At 36.6% G+C, this 12,130-nt stretch carries 11 protein-coding genes; 5 read left to right on the forward strand and 6 right to left on the reverse strand.

Going from position 1 to position 12,130, the window contains the following annotated elements; all coding sequences use genetic code 11:
• Window positions 1-213: 213 nt before the first annotated feature.
• The 5 genes from NYE32_RS07220 (at window position 214) to NYE32_RS07240 (ending at window position 4,139) form a co-directional block, all read left to right on the forward strand.
• Window positions 214-1,185: a ribose-phosphate diphosphokinase gene (locus NYE32_RS07220; protein ID WP_002886837.1), complete on the forward strand. Its 972-nt coding sequence runs from the start codon at window positions 214-216 to the stop codon at window positions 1,183-1,185.
• Window positions 1,186-1,188: 3 nt separating this feature from the next.
• A complete protein-coding gene (locus NYE32_RS07225; protein ID WP_339156955.1) occupies window positions 1,189-2,301 on the forward strand; it encodes a cysteine desulfurase family protein in 1,113 nt (370 codons plus the stop codon).
• Between the two features lies 1 nt (window position 2,302).
• Entirely contained in the window at window positions 2,303-2,650 is a 348-nt protein-coding gene (locus tag NYE32_RS07230) for a DUF1831 domain-containing protein (RefSeq protein ID WP_002884733.1), read from the forward strand.
• Between the two features lie 141 nt (window positions 2,651-2,791).
• Window positions 2,792-3,451 (forward strand): redox-sensing transcriptional repressor Rex, encoded by a 660-nt coding sequence (locus tag NYE32_RS07235; RefSeq protein WP_339156956.1) that lies wholly within the window; start codon window positions 2,792-2,794, stop codon window positions 3,449-3,451.
• The gene (locus NYE32_RS07240; RefSeq protein WP_339156957.1) at window positions 3,444-4,139 is read left to right on the forward strand and encodes a gamma-glutamyl-gamma-aminobutyrate hydrolase family protein; all 696 of its coding nucleotides are present in this window, start codon (window positions 3,444-3,446) and stop codon (window positions 4,137-4,139) included. The genes NYE32_RS07235 and NYE32_RS07240 overlap by 8 nt, the downstream gene beginning before the upstream one ends.
• A 57-nt stretch (window positions 4,140-4,196) precedes the next feature.
• On the opposite strand, the gene radC is transcribed toward NYE32_RS07240, so the two are convergent.
• From radC to NYE32_RS07270, 6 genes are read right to left on the reverse strand one after another with little or no spacing between them, the layout of a single operon-like run.
• Window positions 4,197-4,883 carry a DNA repair protein RadC gene (radC, locus tag NYE32_RS07245; RefSeq protein WP_060972656.1) on the reverse strand — a complete coding sequence of 229 codons (687 nt, stop codon included), beginning with the start codon at window positions 4,881-4,883 and terminating at the stop codon, window positions 4,197-4,199.
• Between the two features lie 46 nt (window positions 4,884-4,929).
• A complete protein-coding gene (locus NYE32_RS07250) occupies window positions 4,930-6,924 on the reverse strand; it encodes a hypothetical protein (RefSeq protein ID WP_339156958.1) in 1,995 nt (664 codons plus the stop codon).
• Window positions 6,925-6,941: 17 nt separating this feature from the next.
• A complete protein-coding gene (locus tag NYE32_RS07255) occupies window positions 6,942-8,369 on the reverse strand; it encodes a DUF2142 domain-containing protein (RefSeq protein ID WP_339156959.1) in 1,428 nt (475 codons plus the stop codon).
• An 11-nt stretch (window positions 8,370-8,380) separates the two neighbouring features.
• Entirely contained in the window at window positions 8,381-9,307 is a 927-nt protein-coding gene (locus tag NYE32_RS07260) for a glycosyltransferase (RefSeq protein ID WP_014634836.1), read from the reverse strand.
• Window positions 9,304-11,085, reverse strand: coding sequence for a rhamnan synthesis F family protein (locus NYE32_RS07265; protein WP_339156960.1), 1,782 nt, complete (start codon window positions 11,083-11,085; stop codon window positions 9,304-9,306). The genes NYE32_RS07260 and NYE32_RS07265 overlap by 4 nt, the downstream gene beginning before the upstream one ends.
• Window positions 11,082-12,128 carry a glycosyltransferase gene (locus NYE32_RS07270; RefSeq protein ID WP_339156961.1) on the reverse strand — a complete coding sequence of 349 codons (1,047 nt, stop codon included), beginning with the start codon at window positions 12,126-12,128 and terminating at the stop codon, window positions 11,082-11,084. The genes NYE32_RS07265 and NYE32_RS07270 overlap by 4 nt, the downstream gene beginning before the upstream one ends.
• Window positions 12,129-12,130 lie beyond the last annotated feature (2 nt).

The following is a 12,130-nucleotide window of genomic DNA, read 5'->3' on the forward strand; positions in this document are numbered from 1 at the left end:
CACAAGTATTTAGAACTTCAGAGGGTAATAGATTTCTCTAAAAACGCATACAAAGGAATTTTATCTAACAAAGGTTCGGTATTTTTCACTAATATCACACTTTGAAGGCTGAAATTTCTGCTTCTTTTTGCTAAAATAGAACTATCTTTAGTTTTATTACAATAGCCCTAACTGGGCTTAGCATCTTATTTTTTTAAAGGAGTCACCATCGTCATGGTACATCAAAAAGCAAACCCACAATTGAAATTGTTCTCGCTCAGCTCAAACCCAGAAATTGCTGAAAAAATTGCTGAGGCTACTGGATTGCCACTTGGTAAAGTATCTTCACGTCAATTTTCTGACGGTGAAATCATGATCAACATTGAAGAGTCTGTTCGTGGGGACGATATCTATATCATCCAATCTACTAGCAACCCTGTTAACGACCACCTTTGGGAATTGCTCATCATGATTGATGCCTGCAAACGTGCCAGTGCTAACTCTGTCAACGTTGTTATGCCTTACTTTGGTTATGCACGTCAAGACCGTATCGCTGCGTCACGTGAACCAATCACTGCTAAATTGATTGCCAATATGCTAGTTAAAGCTGGTGTCAATCGTCTCTTGACGCTTGACCTTCACGCTGTCCAAGTTCAAGGATTCTTCGATATCCCAGTAGATAACCTCTTCACAATGCCTTTATTTGCTGAATACTACAACAAAAAAGGATTCACAGGAAGTGATGTTGTCGTTGTTAGCCCTAAAAACTCGGGTGTTAAACGTGCTCGTAGCTTGGCGGACTACCTTGATGCACCAATCGCTATCATTGACTACGCCCAAGATGATTCAGAACGTGAAGAAGGCTACATCATCGGTGAGGTTGAAGGAAAAACAGCAATCTTGGTTGATGATATCCTTAACACTGGTAAAACGTTTGCTGAAGCTGCTAAAATCCTTGAGCGTGGTGGCGTTAAAGACATCTATGCAGTAGCTAGTCACGGTCTCTTTGCAGGAGGTGCTGCTGAAGTCCTCAACGCTGCCCCAATTAAAGAAATCTTGGTGACAGATTCAGTTGCAACTAAAGAAAAAGTTCCTACAAACGTTAAATACATTTCAGCAAGTAAGCTAATCGCTAACGCTACTACTCGTATTTTCGAACGTCAACCACTTAGCCCACTCTTTGCTTACACTGCAAACGAGGACTAAGCTATGGTTTATTTGGACAACGCAGCAACAACTCCTTTAAATACTGCTGCTATTTCAGCTATGACACATATCATGACTGAAACCTTTGGAAATCCATCCAGCCTCCATGCTTACGGTCGACAGGCTTCTAAGGAACTTCGTGAAGCCCGTGAAGAAATGGCCAAACACTTTGGAGTCCCTGCTCGTAAGCTTATTTTCACTTCTGGTGGGACTGAAGGAAACAATACAGCTATCAAAGGTTACGCCCTAGCCAATCAATCTAAAGGTAAGCACCTGATTACAACTGCTATTGAACACCACTCTGTCCTTCATACCATGGCCTACTTGGAAGAGCGTTTTGGTTTTGAAGTAACCTATATTCAACCAGAAAATCAAGTCATTACTGCCCAACAAATCGCTGATGCCTTACGTGACGATACCATTCTGGTTTCTGTTATGTATGCCAATAATGAGACTGGCCAATTGCTTCCTGTTAAGGAAATTGGTGACTTGCTTGCCAATCACCAAGCTACCTTCCACGTCGATGCCGTTCAGGTAGCAGGAAAGCTTCCTATTCACCCAGAGGAACTTGGAGCCGATTTTCTCTCTATTAGTGCCCATAAATTCCACGGACCTAAAGGTGTCGGCTTGCTCTATCATAACGATTTGCATTTTGACAACCTACTCCACGGTGGTGAGCAAGAAGAAAAACGCCGTGCCAGTACTGAAAATCTGGTCGGGATTGCAGGTATGACCGCTGCTTACAAGCATGCTAGTGACCACTACCAAGACAATTACCAACATGTTGAAAAGATTCGTCAGGCCTTTCTAGATTCCCTTACCATTCCTTATGAAATCAATGGTGGAGGACCTAGCCTACCTCACGTCATCAACATCAGTTTTCCTGATAAGGAAAACGGCCCTCTCTTAACCTTGTTAGACCTAGCAGGCTTTGCTGTCTCAACAGGTTCTGCTTGTACTGCTGGAACTGTTGATCCAAGTCATGTCATCCAGGCCCTCTATGGCAAGGATTCTGACAAGCTAAAAACAGCCATTCGCATTAGTTTATCAGAGGAAAATACCGCTGAAGAACTCCAGGCCCTAGCAGAAAAACTTAATCAAATCATAGGAGACTAACATGGCATTTGAAAAAAGCATTCATTTGACTGACTGTAAGTACCGTTACACCATCAGTCCTAATGTCAAAAAATTCACTCTACGTGATACGACTTTTGTGCAAAATAAAATCGGAAACTACGAGTTGCACCGCCTTCTCGAAAAAGTGCCTAACTCAGGCGAAGGTTTCCCACTCAAAATCACTATTAACAAAGACTTGACAGGCTTCAAATTGTCTATCACAGACAAATCTGGCCTTCGTAACGTTAATATCTTTAAAAATGAAGATCACCACATCTTGCAAGAAAAATTCTACTTCTTGATGCAGAGTTTGGTTGATCGTAACGTTTTCGAGCAAGAAGAAGTCTAAATTTTTTCTTACTACATATAAATAGCCTATCCATGTGATAGGTTTTTTATATCGCCTCATCTACACTATTTTGTTGCAATCTTCACAAACTTTTCTTAAAATATAAGAGAATCATACTAATTGAAGAAAGGAAAGCGATCAATGACATTTGAGAAAAACATCCCAAACGCCACTGCCAAACGTCTCTCTCTCTACTATCGTATTTTCAAGCGATTCCATCGTGAAAATATCGACAAAGCAAGCTCTAAACAAATTGCTGAAGCTATTGGGATTGACCCTGCCACTGTTCGTCGAGACTTCTCCTACTTTGGTGAGCTAGGTCGTCGTGGCTTTGGTTATGACGTGAACAAACTGATGACATTTTTCGCTGAACTCCTTAATGACAATGCGACTACCAAGGTACTCCTTGTAGGTGTTGGGAATGTCGGGCGTGCCCTCCTCCACTACCGTTTTCAAGAGCGTAATCGCATGCAGCTAGTCATGGCTTTTGATACAGACGATAACGAACTGGTTGGAACTCAAACTGAGGACAATATTCCTATCTATGGGATTTCCCAAATCAAGGACAAGGTTGCCCAAGAAGATATTAAAACAGCCATCCTGACAGTGCCGTCAGTCAAGGCCCAGGAGGTGGCTGATCTTTTGGTTGACGCTGGAATTGAAGGCATTCTCTGCTTCTCTCCGGTCAACCTCAATCTTCCACGCCACGTGGTGGTCCAATACGTAGACCTGACTAGCGAACTACAAACCCTACTCTATTTCATGAAAGAAGAAGAAAAATCAAGGAGAAACAATGACTAAACCAATTATCGGAATCACTGCCAATGTAAGGCCTAATCCAGCCCATGAAGACATCAAATGGTCCTATGCCCCATCTGGCTTTGTAGAAGGAGTTCAAAGAGCCGGTGGCCTAGCAATCCTACTACCAGTATCCGATCCTTCGGAAGCCAAGACCTACATCTCCATGATTGATAAGCTTATCCTGATCGGTGGGCAAAACGTTGACCCTAAATTCTACAACGAAGAGAACCATGCCAGTGAAGATGACTTCTTTCTCGAACGGGATATCTTTGAAATGGCACTCATCGAGGAAGCCACTAAGCAGAAGAAACCCATCTTTTCAATCTGTCGCGGTACCCAACTCATGAACGTCGCACTAGGTGGTAGCCTCCATCAAGATATTGAAAATCACTGGCAGGACAAGCCTTCTGATTACCTCTACCATGAGATGATTGTTGATGAGAACAGTAAGTTAGCAGAAATCTACGGACGTGGAACCTCTATCAACTCCTTCCACCATCAAAGTATCAAACACTTGGCCTCTGACCTTCGTGTCATTGCGCGTGATCCTGAGGACAACACAGTCGAAGCTGTTGAGTCAAATAGTCCAGACCTTCGCTTTCTTGGTGTACAGTGGCACCCAGAGCTTCTCCTAGACAAACGTGAAGAAGACCTCAAACTCTTTGAATACGTCGTTAACGAACTTTAAAAGCAACTGAGACTGCACTCAGTTGCTTTTCTCTTGTCTTTATCACATTGGTTCAACCTAAAGATCAAAATCTTCCCTCTCCTCGCGAAAGGAATAATAGGTTGATTTTCCAACAATCAGATGATCAAGCAAACAAATCCCTAAGTCGTCACAGGACCGCTTAATCTTTTGAGTAAAATCAATATCATTACGACTAGGATAGGCTTCCCCCGAAGGATGATTGTGAACCACAATCAAGGAAGTTGCCATCAGATGACAGGCATAATGTAAAATCTCACGTGGCTCAGCAATCGAACGACGGACCCCACCAATAAAGACCGTCTTTTGCTGAATAATACGGTTCTGCGTATCCAAATAGATAGCCACCAGATGCTCCTGAGGCTTGTCCCCAATATCCAACATCATACGACGAGCCACCTGCTGACTGGACATAATCTGCTCAGAACGAGACAACTCAGCCTTCTCAATCCGCTTAGCCAACTCCACCATAGCCTTGAGCTCAATAGACTTCACACGCCCAATACCAGGAATCTCCTGAAGCTCATTCAAGGACAAACGAGACAAATCCGCCAAACTCGTCATCCCTTTTAAAATACGGTTAGCCATAGATAGGACCGACTCAGACCTAGTCCCAGTTCGCAGCACTATCGCCAACAGCTCCTGGTCCGACAAAACCTCTGCTCCCTTCTGTAAGAGTCGCTCACGAGGCAAAAGCCCCGACTCCTCAGCTACAATACTATACATAAGAAAAAAACCTCCTACTTACCTATTCGTAAGTGGGAGGGGGAAGTTAATTCAAATATTCAAAGATTCTATTATTATCATTATCCTGATAAATCTCTGTAAATGACGAACCAAATTCTTTATTTAAGTCTCTAGTTGTCAAAATATATTTTATATTTAAGTCTTTTAACTCATTTATATTTAAGTTAATATTTACATTATCGGGAACTGGTGTAGTCATAGATGTGTTCTCGTTCGTTAATGAATATTTTAAGTGTGCATATCTATTCCATACATCTTCATATTGATTTTGCTTATCAATTTTAGACATAAGTTGTCTATCGGGATAAAATCTAACACCATCTATACTTTTAGCACCAAACATTTGAACAAAGTGATAGAGATTTGTAGAATCAGACATCCAAATCGCATTAGGATTTTTTCCTACAATGCTTTCAACTTCATGAGATAGTAATTTATTTTCAATAGCACCTATGCCATGTGTGAGTGGATTAACAGTCAATCCACTCACAGTTATAATGACTAACATAATAGGATAGAATACACGTTTTTTTCTATAAAGAATACAAATAAAAGCAATTAACATAATCACAATTAAAATAACGGATGTAAACCTTCCTAAATAATTCTTATAGATATCATCTGTTAGTCCTCTGTATAAGTAGAGTATCGTGACAATGAATAAAGATGGTAAAATTTTAGTTAACTTTACTCTCTCTAATTTATCCCATATAAAAGATATAAACCATATCGAAGCAAAAACTGCAATTACTGACATCGATTGCCACGACCTAGAAAATGGTACATAGCTAAACAATGTTAATTTAGATAGTACGGTTGGTATACCAACTATACTATAAAGCATCAGCATTAGTGAATAAACTACTAAGACAATCCCAAAGATGTTTTTATTGATATCTTTCCTTTTAATAACAAAAGGCAAGATTAGGAGTATGTAAAGTAAGAAATTAAATGAACTTGATAGTTCAACTTGGTTACTTACTTGAGGAGCCTTAAATGGCAGAACGATATTAAATAAGAAATCACTTAAATTTTTCCAAGTATATTCCCCACCAACAGAAATTCTTTTTCCCGGATATACAGTATGAAGAGTTGCTGATATTGCATCCCAACTCTGATAAATGGTCAATGCATCTATCGTAAGCGAAACAAATAAAGTTAATGTAATCACAATCACATCAAATAGTGTAACCTTTTTATTTCTTAATGCCTTGAAAAACTGTATTACTGTAAATAATAGAATAATATAAGCAAATGGGACTTGGAATGCTGGATATATAATTAATGGGAACCCAATAAGAGCAATTATCAAATTTATTGCCATTAATATTTTGAACACTTTCTTTTCAGAGTTAAAATAATGATATATAGACACCATTATCAATAATGAAAAGAATACCACATCGCCAAGATGTTGCATGAACCACCATTGTACTGTTGGTGTGAAAGTTATCCAAAAACTTGATACAGCTGATAATAGCTTACGCCTAGAGGTTAAAATCATAGCAAATTCATAAGCTAATAGTAGCATTGCTATAATTTTAAAACTCCAATACCAAGATAACCCTCTAGAGGCTCCTAAGAAAAGAAATCCCCAGTTAAATGGTTTCCCTATCGTTGAAATATGCCAGGATGAAACATTATAAGCAAGCATCATATTCTGACCTGTAACTTGATAGGATTTATTTGTAAAATGATTTCCTGTTTTTACCTGAGATAAGTAAAAAGGTGTTTGGACTAACCATTCATCAGATCTGATTGGTCTAGGACTACCTATGATAGTATCATCCGTACGATACAGTGATGGAACCCATAACTTTAATTTTTGAAAGCCTTGATAATCGTCAACTGTCTTTGTTTCAGACTGAACACCTGACACGGTTTCTCTAACACCAAAGTTATTCCAATTAGCAATTGAACTACCATTAAGATTCAGACTTACTGAACAAATAAGAGCAAATAGAGCGATTACGTAACGCCACTTGATAAAAGATATCCCCAAACTACGAGCTTTTTTCATAAAATTATTTTCCATTTCTAGAGTTGATTAAAAAGAATTAACCAGTAAGAAATCGCTGGTAAAATTGCCAATAACGAAATTATAGTCAGGTATAATCCAGATGATATTTTTCGTTTAGGAATTATGCTTAATAAAATGAAGTAAATTGGGATAAAATATCGTTCTTGAACTCCATCAATGGTATGACTACCAATTTCTGAGAACTGTAAGTAAAGTATGATAAATACCGAAACAATAAAAGCAAAAGAAATTAAATATTTTGAAATCTCAAATAACTTAAAATAAATATTTCTTGGTGCTTTCAGATAGTTTTGACTATTGTATTTAGCAAATACTGATAATACCAGTGCTGTAGCACTCAAGTAGGTAAACAACTTTGGAATTGCATGTACAGCTAAATCATTCGTATACCCAATAGTATATACAAAAAAATTATAGCCCAATAATGTACGAACAAGTAAGGTTAAAAAACTTGGAATATCTGATAAGATAAAACTCAACTGCTTGAACGTATCTACATTTCTACCAAAATAAGCACCTGTATTAATGTTCTTAACAATCAGTACCCACCATATAGTTACCAAAAAACTAAGACCAAAAAGAAGCAATAAATAAAAGTATGCCTTATGTTCAAAATTTGATCTTTTTTTAAGTAAGAACGCAAGCGGTAATAGCAAAAATAAATATAAGAATATTGGAATTTTTCCCATTGATAATAATATCGTTACAATCGAGACAGCTAGTACATCATTTAAAGTAATGTTTTTTCCTTGCTTTAAGGAATAAACCACTCTCAATATTACAGCAAAGAATAAAGCTGAGATTGCAACCATATAACCATCGGCAGAAATATTAGTCCAACTAACTATTACAGTCGGAATAGTAGAAATAAATGCTAAAGTAAACTTCCCAACTGGTGTAATTTTGATAGCTAATATAAACAAAAGAAAATAGGTTAAGAAACCAATAAGTCTCATTAACAAATATTCTGTAACAGGCTTTATTCCAATAATTTTCGACAAATAAGCTGTAAAAACATATGGTAAGTAAGAAAAAGGTGTATAGGGAACAGTATTTGTATTCACATAAAACCTTTTCTGATTAGTAAAAGGAATTGAAGAAAATTTATGATACCAATCTTTATCCGTCGCTTTATACTTAGTAGAATTACCCGATTGAACTTGCTTAGCTTTTTCTATAAATTCATATTGTGTATTTGAAATTTTTCCTCCAGCAAGTGCAGGATTTCCATCCTGTAAACTAAGTAAATTACCATTTGAAAGTTCAATACTCCTTGCGTAATGCCCCATTTCATCTAATCCCACCATAGGGCTCCTCAAAGTAATAGACACTAATCCCGTAAGTAGAGTAACCATCAGAATGATCGTGAGTACAACATTACTATAACCTTTTCTACTAAAAAAATTATCTTTTATCGTTTCCATAATAGATTCTATCAATCCTTATAAAAGTCGTAGATTTTCAACTCATACTGCATTCTATTTTGTCTTACTAGTGTATCTAGAATAAACCCTGCAATAAAAGATAAAGCGGCAAGAATCATCAACCCCGTTGCTAGAATTGCTGATGGCATCTTAGCAATTAATCCTGTTTTAGCAAATTCAGTTACTACAGGAATTCCTACACATAGACCTAAAATAAATAATACAAGACTAACTAAGCTAAAGAACAAAAGAGGTTTATAATCTTTAAAAAGGTTAAAAATCATTTTAAGAACTTTAAAACCATCTGAGAAAGTATTTAACTTAGATTCACTGCCTTCTGGTCTATCTTGATAGGTAATCGGAACCTCGACCAATTTAAAACGTTTATCTAATGAGTGAATAGAAAGCTCTGTCTCAATTTCAAAGCCAGGGGAAAGAACTGGAAAGGTCTTAACAAAAAGTCGATTAAAGCCCCGGTAACCAGTCATAATATCTTGATAATTACCCTTATATAATTTATTCACTAGAAGTCTAACTAAATTATTACCGAAACCATGAAAACCTCGTTTATTTTCTTCAGCATAAGTACCATTTGATAATCTATCACCAATGGTCATATCAGCCATACCTGAACGTAACGGCTCTAAAAGTTTTTCTACCTCATCTGCGGGATAAGTGTCATCAGCATCAACCATAATATAGTAATCAGCATCAATTTCACGGAACATAGATCGAACTACATTTCCCTTACCCTGTCTAGGTTCAAAACGGACAATCGCCCCTGCTTCTCTTGCTAATTCATTAGTTTTATCTTTAGAGTTATTATCATAAACATAAATATCCGCATTTGGAAGTACCTTCTGAAAATCTGCAATAACCTTTTGGATAGTCACTTCTTCATTGTAAGCTGGTAAAAGCACCGCAATTTTTTCTGTCATAATTTCTCCTTCATATTATTAGATTTAAATTTTCTCTTTATTCTTCTCAAAATGTACTTCACAGCGGTCCCTGGACCTACAATAATATATTTGAGAGCACCTTTTATACCACCGATATTATCAAAATTAATATAGGTATTTGGTAAAGTATCTGGTCGGATATTTAACACAACATTATCTACAAAAGGCGTAATATAGATATCGTTTTTTGCAATGGCATAATCATAACGTCTTGCCCAAGCAAGGTAAACTAGAATACGTTCAATTGAATGCAAAATGGTATGTTGAGGAATTGGTTCTGCTGGAATCTCTTCATCTTGTAAGTCAAGGTCAAACAATGGTTTTAAAGCATCATACTTGAACCAAATAAATGTTCCATAACTCATGATAAAAGTATTCATCTTATCAAAGTCAATTTCTCGACCAAGATTCATACGCTCCCATAAATCATTCATTCCTTCGGCAAAACGATTCTCATTCCAAGGATCCACAATTTTAGTATAACGGAAGAAAGTTGGAATATCAGCAATTACAAGCCCTAACCTATCATCACGTTCTAGATTTGCAATAATATTATCAGCAGGTTGAATTAACATTGAGAAAAGTTCATTTCGCCATGAATCTCCAACCCAATAAGGGTATTCTGGTGATTTTTTCGTATGGAAATGTCCAATATAATCATAAGCAGAAAGTTCATCTTTCAACTTAAGCATTGGAATAACATCACGTCCACGATTCCCAGTAATAAAGATTCGAGCTACTTTTCCATTCTTATCAAGGATAGACTGAATCTCTTCCTTCTTCTCTTCTGAATCCGTTGTTAGGAAGAGATCATAAGTAAAGTGAAAATTCTCAAATTGCTTTAAAAAGTCTTCAAGTAAGTCAACATAGTAGGTATGAAGATGTACAGCAATCTTTTTATTGTCTGAATATGGCTTTGAGCTTTCCTTAATAACCTTGCGGTCAAGCAAGTAGGGTGGAGTCGGTAAACTCATATCTGACATGTGAGACAAAATGAATTCTACCGGATAGTCTGTTCTATTCTCGATTTCCTTAAGCAAATAAGGAGCAAGATGCTGGGTTAAATCAAATGTCTTAACCTTAATAAACGGAACCCCTGCATCAAGCAAAACATGAGGATAATGAATTGTAAAATTACTATGGAAAAACTGATCATTTAGTGGAATCGTATTAAGAATCGATTCATACTTAAATCCAGCATCCATAAACTTCTTGGTATAAAGAGTTTCATAATTATCGATTACCTTTTGAACATCATCGAAACTCTCAACTGATTTCCAGAACTTTTGGAAAACACTAGATTCAACTAAACGTTTTTTAAATGAAATAAAGTAAGATTGCAAATGTTCATGAATATAAATATCACCAGCCTTGATTCCTTGATGATTAGTCATACCCCAAAAATCTATATTTGAATTTGATTCATATTTATCATAGATTGGTGCCATATCCCATAGAGGACCAAAACAGGTATCATTCATAACAGTGACAGAATCATACTGTTTCAAGTTATCAAATCCAACAAATTCCATACCATCATGCCAAGCAGCAAAATCGTAACCTTTATTCTCACGTTGGATAAAATCATCAATCAAGTATTTATCACGAAGTTTCTGTACTTCACTTTCACTAAGACGACTATTTGAAATAAAAACCAATTTATCAAACAAGGGTCTCATATGTTCAAGTTGATAAAATACATGTCGACTAATATGATCATATTTATTGAAATGAACATAAAGCAATAGACGTTTCATTTACTTCTCCTAAAGAAATTAATAATTTTAGTTGGTATTGTCCATCTTCTCGAAGCAACAACACTGTTATATTGGATTTGTAAGTCATCATATAGACTTTGTATACGATTCAACTCACTAGTCAAATTAGAACGTAACTCTTCTTTCTCTTTTTTCAAAACTTCAATATACTCGTTTTGGTCATGAGAAATCTGTGATACTTGATTTAATTTCAAATTCAAGTCTTCTATCTGACGATCTTTTTTAAAAACTAAGATATCCAAATCACGATCCTTAACAAGCGCTAAGTGTGAAATTCTTTGAATATCCTGATCTGGATATTTGTTGAGATATTTAATTTGAGAATCTAAGATACCTGTGAACCGCCTTTCAGCAGTCTCCAATGTCATAGGTTTTGAATCAGATCCCAAATTCATACGATATACAGTAGTGGAATCACTCAAAAAAGAAATTTTAGTGCGTTTGAATAATTCAAGTTGCAACTCAAATGTATCGTCTGCGGCTGTATCGCTAATTTGAGCAGATACATCTTGCATAAGAGTGGTATCAACCAACCAGGTTGAAGCCATTGTCATTCCTTTCATGACAAGCATCTCTTCGTAAGAATCAATTAAAGGAAGTGCCTTACTCGCAAAGGCATCTTTTTGGATAAGATTTCCGTCTAGGTCTACCATGTCAAATTCGGTATTTGACCATAGTGAATCTGTTGAAGCATCTAGCAAATCAACTTGCTTTTGAAGTTTTAATGGGTCCGTCCAAAAATCATCACTATCACATCTTGCGATGTACTGTCCCTTAGCTTCTTGGCAAACTTTTTTCCAAGTTCTAGTAATGCCAAGATTCACTTCATTACGAAAAGTTCTAACTTTTTCAGGAAACTTATTTTGATACTCTTGAATAAGCTCATACGAATGATCTGTTGAAGCGTCATCAATGATAATAATCTCGAAATCAAAATTTGTTTTCTGATTGAGAAAGCTATCCATAGCTTCTCGTACCCAATCCCCCTTATTATAATTGGTACAAATAATCGATACTTTCATTC

Origin of the sequence: Streptococcus sp. FSL R7-0248 (assembly GCF_037967965.1) — a bacterium.
Taxonomy (GTDB): Bacteria; Bacillota; Bacilli; order Lactobacillales; family Streptococcaceae; genus Streptococcus.

Bases quoted from the DNA above. Each gene is read 5' to 3' on its own strand.
- NYE32_RS07220 (WP_002886837.1), top strand. From the start codon at position 214: ATGGTACATCAAAAAGCAAACCCACAATTGAAATTGTTCTCGCTCAGC.
- NYE32_RS07225 (WP_339156955.1), top strand. From the start codon at position 1,189: ATGGTTTATTTGGACAACGCAGCAACAACTCCTTTAAATACTGCTGCT.
- NYE32_RS07230 (WP_002884733.1), top strand. From the start codon at position 2,303: ATGGCATTTGAAAAAAGCATTCATTTGACTGACTGTAAGTACCGTTAC.
- NYE32_RS07235 (WP_339156956.1), top strand. From the start codon at position 2,792: ATGACATTTGAGAAAAACATCCCAAACGCCACTGCCAAACGTCTCTCT.
- NYE32_RS07240 (WP_339156957.1), top strand. From the start codon at position 3,444: ATGACTAAACCAATTATCGGAATCACTGCCAATGTAAGGCCTAATCCA.
- radC (WP_060972656.1), bottom strand. From the start codon at position 4,883: ATGTATAGTATTGTAGCTGAGGAGTCGGGGCTTTTGCCTCGTGAGCGA.
- NYE32_RS07250 (WP_339156958.1), bottom strand. From the start codon at position 6,924: ATGAAAAAAGCTCGTAGTTTGGGGATATCTTTTATCAAGTGGCGTTAC.
- NYE32_RS07255 (WP_339156959.1), bottom strand. From the start codon at position 8,369: ATGGAAACGATAAAAGATAATTTTTTTAGTAGAAAAGGTTATAGTAAT.
- NYE32_RS07260 (WP_014634836.1), bottom strand. From the start codon at position 9,307: ATGACAGAAAAAATTGCGGTGCTTTTACCAGCTTACAATGAAGAAGTG.
- NYE32_RS07265 (WP_339156960.1), bottom strand. From the start codon at position 11,085: ATGAAACGTCTATTGCTTTATGTTCATTTCAATAAATATGATCATATT.
- NYE32_RS07270 (WP_339156961.1), bottom strand. From the start codon at position 12,128: ATGAAAGTATCGATTATTTGTACCAATTATAATAAGGGGGATTGGGTA.